Consider the following 19,104-nt stretch of genomic DNA (forward strand, 5'->3'; position numbering starts at 1 on the left):
GCAGGGCTCGATTAAGCGGCATAGGCTCCGCCGCCCGGTGCGATCCGGCGCCGCAGGGGGCGAATTTTTCCCGCCTGTGATATGATTCTGACCCTTGAACAGGATCTCTTTGGAGCGAGTGGATGAAAGTGACCTTGCCTGATTTCCGCCGGGCGGGCGTGCTGGTCGTGGGCGATGTGATGTTGGACCGATACTGGTACGGCCCCACCAGCCGGATCTCACCGGAAGCGCCGGTGCCTATCGTAAAAGTGGACGCCATTGAGGAGCGTCCCGGCGGCGCCGCTAACGTCGCGATGAATATCGCCGCGCTGGGCTGCCATTCGCGCCTGGTCGGTCTCACCGGCATTGATGATGCCGCCCGCGCTCTGGGAGCGCGACTCAGTGAAGTCGACGTGACCTGCGATTTTGTCGCCGTCGCGACCCATCCCACGATTACCAAACTGCGGGTGTTATCGCGTAATCAGCAGTTGATCCGCCTCGATTTCGAGCAAGGTTTCGACGATGTCGACGCGGCTCCCATGATAGAACGTATTCAGCTGGCGCTGCCAAAAACCGGCGCGCTGGTGCTATCCGATTATGCGAAGGGCGCGCTGGCGCGCGTGCGCGAGATGATCACGCTGGCGCGAGCCGCCGGCGTGCCGGTGCTTGTCGATCCCAAAGGCACGGATTTTGACCGTTATCGGGGCGCAACGCTGCTGACCCCGAATTTGTCAGAATTTGAAGCGGTAGCCGGGCCCTGCAAAGATGAGAAAACGCTGGTAAGCCGCGGCATGACACTTGTCGCCGACTATCAGCTATCGGCGCTGCTGATTACCCGCTCGGAACAAGGGATGACCCTGTTGCAGCCGGGTAAGGATCCGCTGTATTTACCCACGCAGGCGCAGGAAGTTTACGACGTTACCGGCGCCGGCGATACGGTCATCGGCGTGCTGGCTGCCGCTCTGGCAGCGGGTAACGGTCTAGAAGACTCCTGTTTTCTAGCCAACGCCGCCGCGGGCGCGGTGGTTGGGAAATTAGGCACCTCCACCGTTAGCCCAATTGAGCTAGAGAACACCATCTGCGGACGAGCCGAAACAGGCTTTGGCGTCATGACCGAAAGCGAGCTGAAGCAGGCGGTAGCGCTGGCGCGTCAGCGCGGCGAGAAAGTGGTTATGACCAACGGTATCTTCGATATCCTGCACGCGGGTCACGTCAGCTATCTTGCTAGTGCCCGGCGGCTGGGTGACCGGCTTATCGTGGCGGTGAACAGCGATGAGTCCACGAAGCGTCTGAAAGGGGAAAGCCGTCCGGTAAATCCCCTGGCGCAACGTATGACCGTTCTGGCGGCGCTGGAGGCGGTCGATTGGGTAGTGCCTTTCAGCGAAGATACGCCGCAGCGGCTCATCGCCGATGTGCTGCCGGATGTCCTGGTCAAAGGCAGCGATTATCAGCCGCACCAGATCGCCGGCAGCAAGGAGGTCTGGGATAACGGCGGGGACGTGCTGGTGCTGAATTTTGAAGGCGGCTGTTCCACTACAAATATTATCAACGCCATCAAGCGCGGCGAACGGAGTTAGGCTTCAGACCAAGGGGAAAGGTTGCGCCCGGCAGTGGTCAGCTCCGCGCGGGCGATGATGATGTCTGCCGCTGGCCTCAGCAAGCGGCGGCGGCGATTATAGCTTTTTGAAGGTGTCTTTAGCCGGTTTGTCGTCCGCGACGCCGGCATCCGGCGCGGTGCGATCCGCGGGAGAAACGCTGGTAGTGTCGTCTACGTCGTTCACGCCTGCAGGCTTCTTACCCGCCACCGGCGCGCCTGCAGCCGACAGGCGGCGCCGGGCTGACGACCGGGTCGCTTTTCGGCATGGTTTCCAACGCATTCAGGCACAGTTCCAACTGACTCAGTTTCTCCCGGGTGCGTAACAGCACCTGGGTCTGTACGTCGAATTCCTCGCGGCTGACCAGGTCCATACGGCTGAACTGGTTTTGCAGCACCTGACGGATCTTTTTCTCCACATCGTCGCCCAGATCGCGGATGCCTTTCGGCAGCGACTCCTGCACCTGACGGGCAAGCTGTTCAAATTTCTTTGGATCAATCATTGTTAGTTCCCTAACTGGTCAGAATGGGTTAAGTGTAATGCCTGTTTCCCCTGAGTGGAAACAAAAGCATTCATTAAAATTATGCGTTTGCTAATTGCCTCAGCTGCGGGTTGGCGCTATAGTATTTCTGCTTATCCTCAGGGCGGAGGGGGGGCAATTCCCCACCGGCGGTAAACCTGGCTAAAGTATTGCACAGAAAGCCCGCGAGCGCTCAGGTTGCATTGCAGTCTGAGGTCAGCAGATCCGGTGTAATTCCGGGGCCGACGGTAACAGTCCGGATGGGAAAGAGTAACGACGTCCAAGCGGGCTACGGCCCGCTACCGTTATTACTTGGCCCGTTCGTGGTCGCCCCTAAGTCTGCCCTGATTCTGGTAATCCATAACAATTATGAGGTTCTATTTACCATGAATCAGACTCTTCTTTCCAAATTCGGTTCCCCGTCCCAACGCGTGGAAAACGCGCTGGAGGCGCTGCGCAATGGTCGCGGGGTGCTGGTACTGGACGATGAAGATCGTGAAAATGAAGGCGATATGATATTCGCCGCACAAAACATGACCGTCGAGCAGATGGCGCTGACTATCCGCTACGGCAGCGGCATCGTGTGCCTGTGCCTGACCGAAGAACGCCGCCAGCAGCTGGCGCTGCCGATGATGGTGGAACGTAACAGCAGTCATTATCAGACGGCGTTTACCGTCACCATTGAAGCGGCTGAAGGGGTCAGCACCGGGGTATCCGCCGCCGATCGCCTGACGACAATCCGTGCCGCCATCAAAGACAACGCCAAACCCAGCGATCTCAACCGCCCTGGGCATGTCTTCCCGCTGCGCGCGCAGCCGGGCGGCGTGCTGGTGCGTGGCGGTCACACCGAAGCAGCGGTGGATCTGACCACTCTTGCCGCCCTAAAACCGGCGGGCGTGCTGTGTGAAGTGACCAATGACGATGGCTCTATGGCGCATGCGCCGGAGATAATTGCCTTTGGACGGCGTCACAACATGCCGGTGCTGACCATCGAGGATCTGGTGGTCTATCGTCGCGCCCTGACGCGCGAAGTGAGCTAACGTCCTGCGGATCCGGCGTGATAGCCGCCGGCGTCCTGCACTAACGCCTGCATTTCCGAACAGGTGTAAATGTTTACTTCGCCTGTAGGGAGTTGAGCGGCGGCAACCATCGCCACGGCGATATCCGCCGCCGTAATAGCGCGGTGTTTTTGCGCTCTTCCGCGCAATACGAAATTAAGCCGTGGCCAGACACGATTTAGCCCTTTCTCCAGCGGGCGGTGCTCCCGTTTCTCACCCAAAATCATACCAGGTCGGAAAACGTGCGTCCGGGCGGCGTGCAGGGCGATGATATCCCGTTCTACTTCCCCTTTAACGCGCAAATTAGGACGCGTACGAGCCGATGCTGGCCCCCGCCGATGACACCAGCAAGATTGAGCGCGCGCCATGCTCAAGCGCCCGCCCCGCCGCCAGCAGCGGATAGTTGTGATCGATACGGTAGTAGTCCCGCGGGTCTGGGCTGTTTTTGCGCGTGGTGCCGACGGCGATAAACAGATCCTCCGCCGCCGGCGCGGCCGCCTGTGCGGGTTGGCGCTATCGCCGATAAGCTTTAACTGCGGATGGCGCAGCGGCAGTTCGCGCCGCACCACCGCAATCACCTGCTGGTAGGCAGAATGGCGCAGCAAGGTGGACAGCAGGTGACCGCCCACTAATCCGCTGGCGCCAAATAGCAATGCTGTTTTCATGGGAGGGCTCAGTTATTCAATTTTCCTGATTATCTTCATCATGTTTATATCGGTTCATTGCAGGGCGAAAAGGCGTAATGTGATGCCATCAGCCGCCGCAAGCGTCGCACAATGAATAAGGATACACAATGAGTAGCCCACGCATGCCCGCCCTTTTCCTCGGTCACGGCAGTCCGATGAACGTACTGGAAGACAACCGCTATACCCGTAGCTGGCGGCAACTGGGTCAGACGCTGCCGCGGCCGGAGGCAATATTGGTTATCTCGGCCCATTGGTACCGGCAGGTCACCGCCGTGACCGCCATAACGCAACCGCGCACGATTTTGGTGGTTTTCCCCAGGCGCTATTTGACCAACGTTACCCGGCCCCGGTTCGCCGGTGCCGGCGAACCGGGGGCCGTCTCTATTGGCACCGGTACCGGTGCAGGCCGACATCGACGAATGGGGACTGGATCACGGCAGCTGGGGCGTGTTAATTAAAATGTATCCCGAGGCGGATATTCCGGTAGTACAACTCAGCCTCGACGCGACGCGAGATGCCGCCTATCATTTCACCCTCGGGAAAAAACTGGCCGCGCTGCGCGATGAAGGCGTGATGCTGGTGGCCAGCGGCAATGTGGTGCATAACCTGTGTACGGTACGCTGGCAGGACAATGCCGAACTTTACCCGTGGGCAAGGTCGTTCAATCAGTTTGTGCGCGACAATCTCGGGGCGCAAGGGGAACCGCATCCCTTGATTGCTTATCAACAGCACCAGGATGGCGCGCTGGCCAATCCCTCGCCGGAGCATTTTTTGCCGCTGCTCTATGTGTTGGACAGCCGGATAGGCGATGAACCCATCTCGGTGCCCGTGGACGGTATCACGCTGGGATCAATCAGTATGCTGTCGGTGCAAGGTTGGCTAAAACGGCAGCGCGGCGTCACCGCGCTGCCGAGGCAGAATCAATCAAGAATAATGTGGGGATAAAAGCGGGAGAGATCCTGGGTAATAATTTGCCGGTCTTCGCGCAGGCCGATGCCGCAGGGCTCATCGTTAACCAGCCAACTACCGATAACCGTATAGCTGTCGCCAAAGCGGGGCAGCGGGCAAAACGCCTGTACAATGGAGCCTTCCTCGCCATAAGGGCCGTCTACGCGTGCGGTTTCGCGTCCCTGCTCGAAGACGCGCACGTTGGCGCCCTCGCGGGAAAACAGCGGCTTCACCACGTAATTGTCCATCGGCGGGTAATCGTCTTCGGCAAAATAGGCCGGCAGCAGGAGGTTGGGATGGTCGGGAAACATCTGCCAGAGCATCGGCAACAGCGCCTTGTTGGACAAAATGCATTTCCAGGCCGGCTCAAGCCAGCGCACGCCGGCATCCTCCAGCTTGGTAGAGAACATCTCGCGCAGCATGAATTCCCACGGATAGAGCTTGAACAGGTTGCTGATGACCTGATCCTGCATATCGGTGAACTGCCCTTTCTCTCCCAGCCCCAGCTCCTCAATATACAGAAACGTATTGGGCAATCCGGCTTCCGTGGCGCAATCCTGCAGATATTGCACCGTGCCGCGATCTTCCTCCGTATCCTGGCAGCACGCCAGATGCAGCAGGCTGAACCCGTGCTGTGACTGCAGTTCGGCGAAGCGGGCGATAAGCTTCTCCTGCAGGCTGTTGTACTGATCGGCATTGGCCGGTAGCTTGCCGGCGTTAATCTGATCTTCCAGCCAGATCCACTGAAAGAACGCCGCTTCGTACAGCGAGGTCGGCGTATCGGCATTGTTTTCCAGCAGTTTAGGCGGATGCTGGCCGTCATAAACCAGATCCAGCCGCGAGTACAGCGACGGCTGACGCGTTTGCCAGGCGTGGCGCACGAACGACCAGGTATGGCGGGGAATACGGAATTTGGTCATCAGCTCATCGCTTGCCACGACCTTTTCCACTACCTGCAAACACATCTGGTGGAGGTCAGCGGTGGCCTCCACCAGCGTCTCGATTTGCGCCAGGGTAAACTGATAGTAAGCCTCTTCACACCAATAGGGTTCGCCGTACAGAGTATGAAAATTGAAGCCGTATTCGGTGGCTTTTCCCCGCCAGTCCGGCCGTTCGTCGATAGTGACTCGTTTCATGTCCCGTTAGCCGCCCATGGTGCGGTGGGGCGTAGCGCTGCTGCTGCGCAGGGCGTTCTGCTTGGCGACGGTCTCGCCGAAGCCGCCGCGGGTGATGGTCTGCGTGGTCGCCGGTTTTGGCGCCAGGGCGGCCTTCGGTACCGTCATCGAACGGCCGCTGGTCGCCGCCCCGTAGTTGCGGCCGCTGGCGTCGACAAAGTGGCCGCGCGCCGGACTGTTGGCGGCGCGTGAGGTGAACAGCGGCTGCTGTGCATAGCCGCCACCGCCCATCATGCGACCCATCATATAGCCCGCCATCAGCGGCATCCACATGCTGCCGCTGTGCTGTGACTCCTCCGCCATGCCGGCCTGCGCCGGGACTTGGGTACATTGTTCTTCACCGAATTCCGCCACACAGTCGGCGCGGGAGGCGTATTTGGGCGCGGTTTTCACCGCTTCCTGCTGCGCGGCGTTGTAAGCGGTGGTGCACTGTTCGCTTAAGGAAGGATTGGCGCGGGCGCAGTCGTCACTGTTCATGTACAGCGAGACGTTTTCGTCGCTTTTTTCACAGCCGGCCAGTACAAAAGCGGCACCGACGGCCAGCGCGACGGGCGCCATGCGGTAGGCGCGCCAATGCTTGCAAAAGCTGGCGTGGTTAATCTGTTTAGTGCGTTTCATTATTATCCTGCTTTATTGATATTGAGATCGACCCAGAGAAAGTCACTGTAGAGTAAAGGAAAAACGGTGAAAAATGAAGCATGGGCGGTCTGCGGCCGGCATTTTTACGTAGTTATACACTTCCCTGTGATCGTCCCCGCGGGCAGTGACGGGCAACGGGACGTGCCGGCGCCCGTCAGGGGAAAGCAAAGACTGGCCTTGGCCGCCGGGAAAGAACTTAATGCTGGAAAGGATTACGTCCGCTAGCGCGACCGGTGCCGGTAGCTGGCGCGGTCGTCACGCTGGCCGCGCGCGGCTGGACGGCCGTTTGCGCAGCACTATTGCGCGCGGGACTGGCGCCAGGCGACGTACCGGTGCCATCGGCACGGGCATCCTGCGAGGCATTTTCCGGCGCTACCGTCTGGGGATCGGTCGGCACCGTTTTACCGAGCGTATTATTCAATGTCACCAAATCCGTTTCATTTAGCGTGCCGAGTGTAGTGGTCAACTAAAACTGGCCACCGCGTTAGCGTTTTTCCAGTATCTATTTTCTGATTCGTTTGGTGGCAACCCATAGTTATATTCATGCGGCCTGAGTGCGCGTAATATCCCACAATATAGTCGGTAATTTCATGAACTGCTTCGCTGAAGCTTATGTAGCTCGTTACCGGTATCCACTCGTTTTTCAGACTTCTGAAGAAGCGCTCCATCGGACTGTTATCCCAACAGTTACCACGCCGACTCGTGCTTTGTTTGATCCGGTAACGCCACGGCAACTCTCGGAACTGCCTGCTCGTATAGTGGCTACCCTGATCACTGTGGAACATCACTCCGGCTGTTTTACCACGCGTTTCCCATGCCATTTCCAGTGCTTTGATGGTCAGTCTGCTGTCCGGGGAGAACGACATAGCCCAGCCCACCGGTTTCCTCGCGAACAGATGCAAGAACAACCGCAAGGTATGCCCAGCGTTTCCCGGTCCAGATATACGTTACATCGCCGCACCATACCTGGTTTGGCCCCGTTACAGCGAACTGGCGCTCAAGATAATTCGGGATCGCAACATGCTCCTGACCGCCACGCTTATACCTGTGCGTCGGCTGCTGACAACTGACCAGCCCCAGCTCTTTCATGAGCCTGCCTGCGATCCAGCGCCCCATCCGGAAGCCTCTCTGGGTTGCCATGGTGGCGATACTCCTCGCGCCAGCGGCACCATGGCTGATACTGTGCAGTTCATGAACCTGACTGCGCAATACCGTTCGCCTGCCGTCTGGCCTGTCAGGACGACTTTTCCAGTATTTGTAACTGCTGCGATGAACCCTGAACACGTGGCAGAGTGTGGCCACAGGATAACGCGCTCTGAGTTTCCCGATTAACGAGAACTGTTCAGGGAGTCCGACATCAAGAGCGCTGTAGCTTTTTTTAATATTTCGTTTTCCATTTCAATGCGTTGTACTTTCTTCTTGAGCTCACGTATTTCGATTTTTTCCGGGCTTATGGGAGAGGCTTTTAGCGTTTTCCCCTGTCGCTCATCACGCAGTTGTTTTACCCATTTCGTCATCGTAGAAAGGCCGACGTCCATAGCTTTTGCTGCTGGCGCGGCGGTGTAATTTTGGTCGACAACCAGTTGAGCGGATTCGCGTTTGAATTCAGGACTAAAATTTCTTCTTTTCATTGGTGCACTCGTGTTGTTCTGAGGTGAGCATATCACCTCTGTTCAGGTGGCCAAATTCAGTGTGCCACTACATTCACCTGGGAGGTGACAAATCCCCCGCTATAAAGCGGCACATTCAGACTCAGGCCGATAGCGTTGCCGCCAATATGCTTATCGGGATTGTTCACAGGATCGTTGCGCGAGCCATTGTAGTCGGTATTGATCACCGTTGACGAGGCGTTAAGATCTAAAGTCGGCAAATGGCCGGCCTGATAGTAACGGATCTGTTCACGAGGCAAATCCTGCGACAGGCGCGCCGATAACAGGCGGAGGTTACGGTTTTCCGCTTCTTTTAACAGGCTGGTGATCGCATCGGGACGTTGGGTTTTGAAACTCACGATATTCAGCGTCGCCAACTGCGGATATTCCATGCCGGTAATCTAGCGTAGCGCTTCCAGCGCATTATCCAGATCATTGCGGGAGCTGACTTCAGAAGCCAGAACGGTGTCATATTCCGAGCGCGCATTTTGCACATCCGTAATGGCGACCAGACCGACATTAAAGCGCTGGGTAGTTTGGTCCAACTGGCGATAAAGCGCCTGCTTCTGTGCCTCGGTATATGACATTGTATCAATGGCGTTCAATACGTTAAAATAGGCGGTAGCGGTATTGAGAATTAACGATTCCTGGTCTCGTTTGATACGAGACATCCTGAATACCCGCCGTTTTTTCTTGGAGGGTCAGGGCACGCCATTTGGATATATCCAAAATGGTCTGGGTCAACTGCAGTGCGGCGCTGGCCGCATTGGAATTGATATCACGTTTGTCGCGAAAACACTGGGTATAGGTGTAATCTGCTCCCAATTCCAATTGGGGCAGCAGCGGAGCGCGCTGTTCATTAATTTTTTCAAAGGCTGCATCGTGATCGGCGGCGGAGCGGCGAAGATCCGGGTTGGAGGATCTGGCTTGCTGATACACCTGTAGCAGATTTTCTGCCTGACCCATTGCACTGAAACCACCAAGACTCAGTCCAGTAAGGAGGGGCAGTTTCTTTATGTGCATTCCTTTTGAAACGGCAAAATTGCTATGGTAGCGCTATTAGAAAAATAGTGGCTAATTCTGGCAGACACTGCCGGACGGAATAGGTGGCTTAACGTGCCATGCCGGCGCTATTTACGAAATCTATCATAAACCGCTAGATTCCGGCAGACTGATTTGGCCAGCCGCCGGGCGGCGTTATTTGCTAATAGGAGCGTTATGATGACCTCATCTTTTGTCACGCCGGTGACATTTGGCCGTGATGATGTTGAAATGCTTTCCCGCGAGACGCTGTATGACGGATTTTTTAAGATGGAGCTTTACCACTTCCGCCACCAACTGTTTAATAACGGCATGAGCCAGACGGTGACCCGGGAAATTTTCGAGTGCGGACATGCGGTGGTCCTATTACCTTATGATGCGCGGTGTGAACAGGTGATATTATTAGAGTAAATTTGCATCGCCGCTTATGACAGCAGCCCCACCCCCTGGCTGCTGGAGCTGGTCGTCGGTATGATTGAGCCGGAAGAAACGCTGAAGCAGGGGTTGCCCGGCGCAAGGCAGTGGAAGAGACGGGACTCACTGTGGGGAGCTGCAAACGGATGCTGAGCTATCTGGCCAGTCCCGGCGGCACCAGTGAACGCCTGACGGTCATGGTGGGGGAGGTAGACGCGCTGAAAGCCGAGGGTATCCATGGACTGGTGGAAGAAAATAAAGATATCCGTCTCCATGCGGTAAGCCGCGAACAGGCGCACCGCTGGGTGGAGGAAGGAGTGATCGATAACACCGCCTCTGTCATTGCCCTGCAATGGCTGGCATTACACCATGAATCCTTGCAAAAAAAGTGGGCCGATTAATAATGAAGTGCTACACGCCCGATTTCCCTGAAATGATGCGGTTGTGCGAAACCAACTTCGCCCAGCTGCGCCGGTTGCTGCCGCCGATTAATGAGGCGGGTGAAACCATCGCCTATCAGGTGTATGGCGCCAGCTACCGGCTGACCATTCAGGAGTCCACCCGCTATACGACGTTTGTGGAAATCACCCAAACCGCGCCGGTCGCCAGCTACTGGAGCCTGCCCTCGATGACCGTCAGGCTTTATCATGACGCCATGGTTGCGGAAGTGTGTTCCAGTCAGCAGATCTCTCGCTTCAAAGCGCGTTATGATTATCCGAATAAAAAGTTACATCAACGTGATGAGAAACATCAAATCAACCAGTTCCTTGCGGACTGGCTACGCTGTTGTTTGGCGTATGGTGCCATGGCGGTTCCTGTTTGTTAGGCAGATTTCGATAACCAAGGACAATCTTTGGAAAGGCTGTTGAAACTTCCTGTGGCGCGTGGAGCCAATATCAGGATTTTACAAATCACCGATACTCACCTGTTTGCAGGTGAGGACGAGACGTTGCTCGGGGTGAATACGTTTCGCAGCTACAGCGCGGTGCTGAAGGCGGTACAGGCTGAACAGCGGCATTTTGATTTGGTGGTCGCTACGGGCGATCTGGCGCAGGACCACTCGCCGCAGGCTTACCGGCATTTCGCCGCCGGCATAGCCCGGCTGCCAGCGCCCTGCGTCTGGCTGCCGGGCAATCATGACTTTCAGCCGGCGATGGTCGATGTGCTGGCGGAGTGCGGGATTTCCTGCGCCAAACAGGTGTTGATAGGCGATGAATGGCGATTGCTGCTGCTGGACAGTCAGGTTTACGGCGTGCCCCACGGCGAACTGAGCGACTACCAGCTCGAGTGGCTGGCGCAGGCGCTGGCTGGCCAGCCTGAGCGCCATACGCTGCTGTTGCTGCATCACCATCCTTTCCCCTCTGGCTGTATCTGGCTTGACCAGCATAGCCTGCGCAACGCCCACATGCTGGCGGAGGTGCTACAGCCCCATCCGCGGGTGAAGACCCTGCTGTGCGGCCACATACATCAGGAATTGGACGTTGATTGGCTGGGCCGGCGCGTGCTGGCGACGCCTTCCACCTGCGTGCAGTTCAAGCCGCACTGCACTAATTTTACCATTGATACCCTGGGTCCCGGCTGGCGCTATCTCGACCTGCTGCCGGGCGGCCTGCTACAGACCGAAGTGCACCGGCTGGACGGGGCCGAACACCAGCCCGACACCGATTACGAAGGCTACTGATGGCGACGCTGATGTACCTTCACGGATTCAATAGTTCCCCCTTGTCTGCCAAGGCCACCGCCCTCGGTGCCTGGCTTGCGCGCCATCATCCCGAGATTGAGCTGCTGGTGCCGCAATTGCCGGTTTATCCCGGCGACGCGGCGGAAATGATGGAGACCCTGGTGATGGAGCGGGTCGGGGAAACGCTGAGGCTGGTCGGATCGTCCCTCGGCGGCTATTTCGCCACCTGGCTGTCGCAATCCTTTTTGTTGCCGGCGGTGGTGGTTAATCCGGCGGTGCGGCCGTTTGATCTGCTCACGGGATATCTGGGGGAAAACCTAAACCCCTTCACCGGCGAGAAATATGTTCTGGCGCCGCGGCATATCTATGATTTAAAGGTGATGCAGATCGAGGTGCTGGAGTCGCCAGATCTTATTTGGCTGCTGGCGCAAAGCGGCGACGAGATCCTTGATTATCGCCAGGCGGTGGCCTACTACACCCACTGTCGCCAGACCGTCGAGTCCGGCGGTAACCATGCATTCGTGGGATTTGACCATTATTTCTCCTCTATCGTGCATTTTTTGGGGCTTACCGTCGGGTGAGGCCGCAAACCGGGCGGCACAGAATATCTGCTTCCCGAAGGCCGGCCTTTGCGGTAGGCTCTCCAACAATTTGTCACGAAATGTGATTTAAGCCATGACTCAATCAAGTTATAACGCCGATGCGATAGAAGTACTCAGCGGACTGGAACCGGTCCGCCGCCGCCCGGGGATGTACACCGATACCTCGCGGCCCAATCATCTTGGACAGGAAGTCATCGATAACAGCGTCGACGAGGTGCTTGCCGGCCACGCCCAGCGCATTGATGTGATTTTGCACCCCGATCAGTCGCTGGAAGTCACCGACGACGGGCGCGGTATGCCGGTGGACATTCACCCCGAAGAGGGTATGACGGCGGTGGAATTAATCCTGTGCCGGCTGCATGCCGGCGGTAAGTTCTCCAACAAAAACTATCAATTTTCCGGTGGTCTGCACGGCGTAGGCATCTCGGTGGTCAACGCCCTGTCAGCCCGAGTCGAAGTGACGGTGCGCCGCAACGGCAACGTATACCGCATCGCGTTTGAAAATGGCAATAAAGTCGAAGACCTGAGCGTGGTCGGTACCTGTCCCAAGCGTAATACCGGTACCAGCGTGCATTTCTGGCCGGACAAACGTTTTTTCGACAGTTTCCGCTTTTCGGTATCGCGCCTGACCCATTTGCTGAAAGCGAAGGCGGTACTGTGCCCTGGCGTGGAAATCGTTTTTCAGGATCGGGTCAATAATACCGAGCAGCGTTGGTGCTACGAGGCGGGTCTGACCGATTACCTGAATGGAGCGATCAACGGGCTTATCACGTTGCCGGAGACAACCTTTGTCGGTGCGGTGAGCGGCGATACCGAAACGGTGGATTGGGCGCTGTTATGGCTACCGGAAGGGGGGGAACTGCTGACCGAGAGCTATGTCAACCTGATCCCCACGCCCCAGGGTGGAACGCACGTAAACGGGTTGCGTCAAGGGTTGTTGGACGCGATGCGCGAGTTTTGCGAATACCGTAATATCCTGCCGCGCGGCGTCAAGCTGTTGGCGGACGACATTTGGGAGCGCTGCGCTTATGTGCTCTCGGTGAAAATGCAGGATCCGCAGTTCGCGGGCCAGACCAAAGAGCGCCTATCGTCGCGGCAAAGCGCCGCCTTCGTTTCTGGCGTGGTGAAAGATGTTTTTATTCTGTGGCTGAACCAGAATATACAGGTGGCGGAACAGCTGGCGGAGCTGGCGATCGCCAGCGCCCAGCGTCGCCTGCGCGCGGCGAAAAAGGTGGTGCGTAAAAAGCTGACTAGCGGGCCGGCGCTGCCGGGCAAGCTGGCTGACTGTACCGCCCAGGATCTGGCGCGCACGGAACTGTTTCTGGTGGAAGGGGATTCGGCGGGCGGATCCGCTAAGCAAGCGCGCGATCGCGAATATCAAGCGATCATGCCGCTAAAGGGGAAAATCCTTAATACCTGGGAAGTCTCCTCCGATGAAGTGCTGGCCTCCCAGGAAGTACACGATATTTCGGTGGCGCTGGGTATCGATCCCGATAGCAACGATTTAAGCCAGCTGCGTTACGGTAAAATCTGCATCCTGGCGGATGCCGATTCCGATGGTCTGCATATCGCCACGCTGCTGTGCGCTTTGTTCATGCAACACTTTCGCAAACTGGTAGAAGAGGGGCATGTCTATGTGGCAATGCCGCCGCTCTACCGTATCGATCTGGGTAAAGAGGTTTATTACGCCCTTGATGAGGAAGAAAAAACCGGTGTGCTGGAGCAGTTGAAGCGCAAAAAGGGCAAACCCAACGTACAGCGTTTTAAAGGTCTGGGTGAAATGAGCCCGTTGCAGCTGCGCGAAACGACGCTTGATCCCAATACCCGGCGGCTGGTGCAGTTAACGGTTGGCGCGGACAACGTGCAGCAAACGCTGGCGATGATGGATATGTTGCTGGCGAAAAAACGTTCGGAAGACCGTCGCAACTGGCTGCAGGAAAAGGGCGATGAAGCAGAAATCGAGGTCTGAGCGTCCAGCACTGCCGATGTATCCATCAGGCGTCGCGGATTTCTGCTTTCCGGCGTGATGCTTAGGAGCCGCTCATCGCTAGCGCTGTGCGGTGGCGGTGGCCCGGCGGGCAACCTGCAAGACGTCGTCGAGCTGTTTTTTTATCTCCCCACTCCTTTCCTGACAGTGCCGGATTTTGGCGTCAAAGGCTTTCAACAGTCACTCTAGGCCAAACCTTCCCCTTCCACGGTAGGCCCCGACGTTAGATTGCTGGCGTCTGACGTCGGTGTTAGCATTTGGCTGTCAAGACATGTAAATGGCTAGATTCCCGGATGGCACCCCTTCGGCGGATCAAACAAGGACGCTTATGGCGGAAAATATGCAATTGGCTGAACTGGTCGCCGCCTGCCATTGGATAGGGGCGAAGGGCTGGAGCCCGGCCACCGGCGGCAATATGTCGCAGCGGCAAGACGCGCACAGCTGCTATATCACCGAGTCCGGCCTGGATAAATGCCATCTCGACGCCGACGATTTTCTCACGGTGGATATCCAGACGGGCGCGGCGCAGCCCGGCCGGCGGCCTTTGGCTGAAACCGGCTTACATACTTTCCTCTACCGGCGTTTCCCCGAGGTCGGCTGCGTGCTCCATATCCATTCGGTCAGTGCAACAGTGCTGTCGCGGGCGGAGTAGGGAAGCGCTCTGCGGTTGTCCAATTACGAGATGCAAAAATTGCTGCCGGGACAAACCGATCATCGTGAGGAAGTGGCGATTGCCGTTTTTGATAATTCTCAGGATATTACCGCGCTGGTGCAGCGCATTGTCCGGCAAGATGTGCTAACCCCCTGTGCTATGGTTTTCTGACGCGTGGACATGGACTGACCTGCTGGGGGCGGGGGGACGTGCGCGAGGCCCGGCGCCATCTGGAAGGTCTCGAATTTTTGTTTGAATGCGAGTGGCGCCGCCGTCTGCTGGAGGCTCAATGATCCAGGCGGTGATTACCGATATTGAAGGCACTACCAGCGATATTCGCTTCGTGCATGAGGTGCTGTTCCCCTACGCCCGTGAACGTATGGCGGAGGTAGTGCAAACCCGCGCCGCTGATGCTGAGGTCGCACAGGCGTTACAGGAGCTGCGCGCGGAGATCGGTCGGTATGATGCCGACAACGCGCACCTGTTGACGGCGCTGTACGGTTTTATGGCTGAGGATCGTAAATCACCCGCGCTGAAAACCCTGCAGGGCATTATCTGGCGTGAAGACTATCGGCAGGGGGGGGGGACTTCCTTGGTCATGTTTACGATGACGTGATGCCGCAGCTCACGGCCTGGCACCGCCAGGGGCTGCTGCTTGGCGTTTATTCGTCGGGATCGGTCGAAGCGCAGCAGCTGCTGTTTGGCCATAGCGTCAAGGGCGATCTGCGACCGCTCTTCAGTCATTATTTTGATACCCGCGTGGGCGCGAAACGGCACTGCAACGCCTATCAGATTATCGCCGCCGAACTGGCGCTGCCGCCGGAAGCTATTTTATTTTTATCCGATGTTTATCAGTAGCTTGATGCAGCCCGTGCTGCCAGATGGCGTACCTATCAGCTTATTCGCGACGAGAATATCGCCGGCGACAGCCATCCGCAGGCGCATCGTTTTGATCAGATAAACCTGCAGGAGCTTGTTTAATGAGCGCACTGACTATTTATTCCGATACTGATGCCGCGACGCCGCGTTGGCAAAGCCACGAGGGTGACGCCATCCAACGTGAGCTGAACGCTATCGGCGTGCGTTTCGAGCGCTGGCAGGCCGATAGCGAACTGGGGGAAAACCCCGACGCCAACACGGTCATTGCTGCCTATCAGTATGCTATCGATCGCCTGGTGGCAGAAAAGGGCTATCAAAGCTGGGATGTCATTAGCATGCGTCCGGATAATCCCCAGCGCGAGACCCTGCGCGCCAAGTTTCTGGCGGAGCACACCCACGGCGAGGATGAAGTGCAGTTTTTCGTCGAGGGCGCCGGTTTGTTTTGCCTGCATGTACAGGGAAAAATCTATCAAATACTGTGCGAAAAAAATGATTTAATCTCGGTGCCGACCGGCACGGCGCACTGGTTTGATATGGGCGAAGCGCCCAGCTTTACCGCTATCCGGGTGTTTGACAACCCGGAGGGGTGGATTGCCCGTTTTACCGGAGATGCCATTGCTGATGCGTATCCGCGCTTGGTGCGTTAAGTTAGCGGTAGCGGGTTACTGATGGCCGTAGCACTCACCTGATCGGTTCGGTCTGCGTCTGGCGGTGAAAGAAGCGTTTTCTCGGCGCAACACCGCCTTAGCCTAACAGCCGGCTGAACAGACCTTCTGCTACCTGCAGCGGCGTCACGATGCCAACCGGTAGCACCCAGCCGTCAACCAGCGCCGCCGGCGTGACGTCGAAGGCCGGATTGTAGACCTCCGCCCCGGCCGGCGCCCACTGGCACTGGCTGAAGCTGCCCCGGCGACGCCGGTTACCTCAGCGGCGTCGCGTTGCTCAATGGGGGTCGCCTCGCCGTTGGGGCAATGGGCGTCGCAGGCGGTATGAGGCGCTGCCACATAAAACGGCACTCCGTGCCAGCGGCCCAGTACAGCCAGGCTATAGGTGCCAATCTTGTTGGCCACATCGCCATTGGCAGGCAATTCTGTCGGCGCCGACCCAGACGGCGTCCACTTGGCCGCGCGCCATAAGGTCGGCCGCCATGCCATCGCATATCAGCCGATAAGGTATGCCCAGTTCGCCCAGCTCCCAAGCGGTAAGCTGGCCGCCCTGCAGCAGCGGTCGGGTTTCATCCACCCACACTTGGGCGATACTGCCCTGACGGTGGGCGAGAGCGATGACGCCCAGCGCGGTGCCGGTGCCCGCCGTCGCCAGCACGCCGGTATTGTAGTGGGTCAACAGGCAGCTTCGCGGTCTGACCGTCGTGACGCCGTGCTAGGCGATGGCGTCGTATAGCGCCCGATCCTCCGCTACCAAGCGCTGCGCTTCCTACCCCATGGCGCTGACGAAATCCGGTGGCGCCAGCGCCTGCGCCATGCGCGCCAGATTATTCATCAGGTTAACCGCCGTCGGACGCGCTGTGCGCAGTATCGCCAGATCGCGCTCAAGCTGCGTCCTGCTCTCTGTCCGCCCTCCGCCAAGAGCGCCAGCAGCAGGCTGGCGGACAGAACGATGAGCGGCGCACCCCGCACGCGTAGCGCGCGGATATGCTCAACCAACTGCGCCACATTCTCCGCCGGATGCCAGCGCTGCTGCTGCGGCCGCGCCTGCTGATCCAAAATTCATAGCTGATTATCCCTGACCTGCAGGCTGGTAGTGCTAAACGTCTGCATCGCTATTATCCCTGTCTGGTTATTGCATCTGGTTTGCTATTCTGCCAACATGCCATTAAGATGTATAAACGTCTACATGGTTTTATGCCTTTACGGCCTTTTTACAGCTTATCAGAGAAGTCGCTATGACCGCTTACCGTACCCTTACCGCCGCTGACGCGGTACCCTATGCCCGCCGTTTTGCCGGCCTAAGCCACCCCGAAACGCTTTGCGCCGTGCAGGAGGTCGGTGACGACGGTAATCTTAATTTGGTGTTTAAAATTGTCGACGCTGATGGCGTCAGCCGGGTCATCGTCAAACAGGCGCTGCGGTATGTCCGCTGCGTGGGTGAGTCCTGGTCGTTAACGCTTGACCGCGCGCGTATCGAGGCGGAAACGCTGTTGATTCATGGCCGTTATTGTCCGGCTCATACGGTGCGGGTCCTTCATCATGATCCGCAACTGGCGACGATAATGCTGGAGGATCTTTCCGACCACCGTATTTGGCGCAGCGAGCTGGTCAAGGGCGGCTGGTATCCTGAGGCCGACCGCCAACTGGGCGAATATCTGGCGCAGGCGCTGTTTCACACCTCTGATTTTTATCAGCCCCTCGAAGAGAAAAAAACGAAGTTGTCCGTTTCGCTAATCCTGAGATGTGCCGGATAACGGAAAATCTGTTTTTTACCAACCCCTATCGCGTCCATGAGCGCAACGCCTATGAGCCAGAGCTGGCGCAAGACGCGGCGGCGTTGCGTGACGATCGGGAACTGAAGCTCCGGGTGGCGGGCGCTGAAGCACCGTTTCCTGACGAAAGCGGAATCGCTGCTGCATGGGGATATTCACAGCGGATCCCTTTTTGTCGCCCACGAGCGACTGAAAGTGATCGATGCTGAATTTAGCTACTATGGCCCGGTGGGTTTTGATATCGGCACCGCGATCGGCAACTTGCTGCTTAATTATTGCGGTTTGCCGGGGCTGTGTTACGGCTGCGTGAGGCCGCGGCGGGACGCGAGCAACGTCTGCGTGACGTGCAGGTGGTTTGGCAGGCGTTTAGCAAAGGGTTCCGCGCCCTGGCGGCGGAAAAGAGCCGGGATGTCGCGCTGGCCGAACCGGGTTATGTACAGCTGTTTTTGCGTGAGGTGCTGTAAGATGCCATAGGGTATTGCGGCACCGAGCTTATCGGGCGCACGGTAGGGCTGGCGCACGTGAGCGATCTTGACGGCATTCAGGATCGCCGGGATACGCCATGCCTGCCAGCGCCAGGCGCTGGGCAAAGGGCTTATCCTCGCTGCGCCGCAGATTCACGAGGCCGCCGCGCTGGATGCCCGCATACGTCAACATGCCTGAGCGGCCGCCGTTACCTGGGGCCGGGCGCCGGTTTTTCCCTCACACGCCCGGCCCGCACCTGCATGGGCGGAATGGCTTTCTGTCCGGCGCGGTCCGTTGCGCGAGGAACAATTTTCTTGCTATTGATACGGTAAATCCTGATTCCTCTTCTATACTCAAATAACGATATCATCGACTTATGGTCATAACGTTAATCACTTAACGAGAAGGAACAGGGAATGAAAATATTTCTCTGGATAATTGCTATTATTTTTATCGTCGGCCTGCTGACGTTGACCGGTGTGTTTAAATTGTAGTGGTCAACTAAAACTAGCCACCGCGTTAGCGTTTTTCCAGTGTCTATTTTCTGATTCGTTTGGTGGCAACCCGCCGTTATATTCATGCGGCCTGAGTGCGCTGTAATATCCCACGATATAGTCGGTAATTTCATGAGCTGCTTCGCTGAAGCTTATGTAGCCCGTTACCGGTATCCACTCGTTTTTCAGACTTCTGAAGA

General features: G+C 57.4%; 12 protein-coding genes, 9 pseudogenes and 1 riboswitch. Of the genes and pseudogenes, 12 read left to right on the forward strand and 9 right to left on the reverse strand.

Annotated elements, in window-relative coordinates; genetic code table 11:
- Positions 1-122: 122 nt before the first annotated feature.
- Positions 123-1,556 carry a bifunctional D-glycero-beta-D-manno-heptose-7-phosphate kinase/D-glycero-beta-D-manno-heptose 1-phosphate adenylyltransferase HldE gene (hldE, locus tag ACTBDU_RS06740; RefSeq protein WP_438805951.1) on the forward strand — a complete coding sequence of 478 codons (1,434 nt, stop codon included), beginning with the start codon at positions 123-125 and terminating at the stop codon, positions 1,554-1,556.
- Positions 1,557-1,773: 217 nt separating this feature from the next.
- Here the strand turns inward: hldE and ubiK are convergent, their stop codons facing one another.
- Entirely contained in the window at positions 1,774-2,076 is a 303-nt protein-coding gene (gene ubiK, locus ACTBDU_RS06745; protein ID WP_438805952.1) for a ubiquinone biosynthesis accessory factor UbiK, read from the reverse strand.
- Between the two features lie 129 nt (positions 2,077-2,205).
- Positions 2,206-2,370, forward strand: a riboswitch (FMN riboswitch).
- A gap of 110 nt (positions 2,371-2,480) precedes the next feature.
- Between ubiK and ribB the strand changes: the two genes are divergently transcribed.
- Positions 2,481-3,134, forward strand: a complete 654-nt coding sequence (ribB, locus tag ACTBDU_RS06750; RefSeq protein WP_438805953.1) for a 3,4-dihydroxy-2-butanone-4-phosphate synthase — start codon at positions 2,481-2,483, stop codon at positions 3,132-3,134.
- Here the strand turns inward: ribB and ACTBDU_RS06755 are convergent.
- Positions 3,131-3,817, reverse strand: coding sequence for a hypothetical protein (locus ACTBDU_RS06755; protein ID WP_438805954.1), 687 nt, complete (start codon positions 3,815-3,817; stop codon positions 3,131-3,133). The two genes, ribB and ACTBDU_RS06755, sit on opposite strands and share 4 nt — an antisense overlap.
- A gap of 128 nt (positions 3,818-3,945) precedes the next feature.
- Between ACTBDU_RS06755 and ygiD the strand changes: the two are divergent.
- Positions 3,946-4,783 (forward strand): annotated as a pseudogene (gene ygiD, locus ACTBDU_RS06760) (4,5-DOPA dioxygenase extradiol).
- On the opposite strand, the gene ACTBDU_RS06765 reads toward ygiD, so the two are convergent.
- The 5 genes and pseudogenes from ACTBDU_RS06765 to ACTBDU_RS06785 form a co-directional block, all read right to left on the reverse strand.
- The gene (locus tag ACTBDU_RS06765) at positions 4,759-5,922 is read right to left on the reverse strand and encodes a glutathionylspermidine synthase family protein (protein ID WP_438805955.1); all 1,164 of its coding nucleotides are present in this window, start codon (positions 5,920-5,922) and stop codon (positions 4,759-4,761) included. The pseudogene ygiD and the gene ACTBDU_RS06765 overlap by 25 nt on opposite strands.
- Before the next feature lie 6 nt (positions 5,923-5,928).
- The gene (locus ACTBDU_RS06770) at positions 5,929-6,579 is read right to left on the reverse strand and encodes a DUF1190 family protein (protein ID WP_438805956.1); all 651 of its coding nucleotides are present in this window, start codon (positions 6,577-6,579) and stop codon (positions 5,929-5,931) included.
- A 217-nt stretch (positions 6,580-6,796) separates the two neighbouring features.
- Complete coding sequence (locus tag ACTBDU_RS06775) at positions 6,797-7,066, reverse strand: hypothetical protein (protein ID WP_438805957.1); 270 nt, start codon at positions 7,064-7,066, stop codon at positions 6,797-6,799.
- A pseudogene (locus tag ACTBDU_RS06780) lies at positions 7,063-8,231 on the reverse strand (IS3 family transposase). The gene ACTBDU_RS06775 and the pseudogene ACTBDU_RS06780 overlap by 4 nt, the downstream one beginning before the upstream one ends.
- Before the next feature lie 74 nt (positions 8,232-8,305).
- Positions 8,306-9,272: pseudogene (locus ACTBDU_RS06785) on the reverse strand (TolC family outer membrane protein); the annotation flags it as partial.
- Between the two features lie 198 nt (positions 9,273-9,470).
- On the opposite strand from ACTBDU_RS06785, the pseudogene nudF reads away from it, so the two are divergent.
- The 8 genes and pseudogenes from nudF (at position 9,471) to ACTBDU_RS06825 (ending at position 16,152) form a co-directional block, all read left to right on the forward strand.
- Positions 9,471-10,105 (forward strand): annotated as a pseudogene (gene nudF / locus ACTBDU_RS06790) (ADP-ribose diphosphatase).
- 2 nt (positions 10,106-10,107) lie between these two features.
- Positions 10,108-10,530: a DUF1249 family protein gene (locus ACTBDU_RS06795; protein WP_438805958.1), complete on the forward strand. Its 423-nt coding sequence runs from the start codon at positions 10,108-10,110 to the stop codon at positions 10,528-10,530.
- Between the two features lie 27 nt (positions 10,531-10,557).
- Complete coding sequence (gene cpdA, locus ACTBDU_RS06800; protein WP_438805959.1) at positions 10,558-11,385, forward strand: 3',5'-cyclic-AMP phosphodiesterase; 828 nt, start codon at positions 10,558-10,560, stop codon at positions 11,383-11,385.
- Positions 11,385-11,966, forward strand: coding sequence for an esterase YqiA (yqiA, locus tag ACTBDU_RS06805; RefSeq protein ID WP_438805960.1), 582 nt, complete (start codon positions 11,385-11,387; stop codon positions 11,964-11,966). Before cpdA ends, yqiA begins: the two co-directional genes overlap by 1 nt.
- A gap of 94 nt (positions 11,967-12,060) precedes the next feature.
- Entirely contained in the window at positions 12,061-13,956 is a 1,896-nt protein-coding gene (gene parE / locus ACTBDU_RS06810; protein WP_438805961.1) for a DNA topoisomerase IV subunit B, read from the forward strand.
- 346 nt (positions 13,957-14,302) lie between these two features.
- Positions 14,303-14,919, forward strand: a pseudogene (locus ACTBDU_RS06815) (methylthioribulose 1-phosphate dehydratase).
- Positions 14,916-15,607 (forward strand): annotated as a pseudogene (gene mtnC / locus ACTBDU_RS06820) (acireductone synthase). Before ACTBDU_RS06815 ends, mtnC begins: the two co-directional pseudogenes overlap by 4 nt.
- Positions 15,607-16,152: a 1,2-dihydroxy-3-keto-5-methylthiopentene dioxygenase gene (locus ACTBDU_RS06825; protein WP_438805962.1), complete on the forward strand. Its 546-nt coding sequence runs from the start codon at positions 15,607-15,609 to the stop codon at positions 16,150-16,152. The pseudogene mtnC and the gene ACTBDU_RS06825 overlap by 1 nt, the downstream one beginning before the upstream one ends.
- Positions 16,153-16,249: 97 nt before the next feature.
- On the opposite strand, the pseudogene mtnA reads toward ACTBDU_RS06825, so the two are convergent.
- A pseudogene (gene mtnA / locus ACTBDU_RS06830) lies at positions 16,250-17,232 on the reverse strand (S-methyl-5-thioribose-1-phosphate isomerase).
- 176 nt (positions 17,233-17,408) lie between these two features.
- Between mtnA and mtnK the strand changes: the two are divergent.
- Positions 17,409-18,608, forward strand: a pseudogene (mtnK, locus tag ACTBDU_RS06835) (S-methyl-5-thioribose kinase).
- A gap of 299 nt (positions 18,609-18,907) precedes the next feature.
- On the opposite strand, the pseudogene ACTBDU_RS06840 reads toward mtnK, so the two are convergent.
- A pseudogene (locus ACTBDU_RS06840) lies at positions 18,908-19,104 on the reverse strand (IS3 family transposase); the annotation flags it as partial.

Origin of the sequence: Sodalis sp. (in: enterobacteria), from assembly GCF_051710625.1 — a bacterium.
In the GTDB taxonomy this organism is placed as follows: domain Bacteria; phylum Pseudomonadota; class Gammaproteobacteria; order Enterobacterales; family Enterobacteriaceae; genus JBPESN01.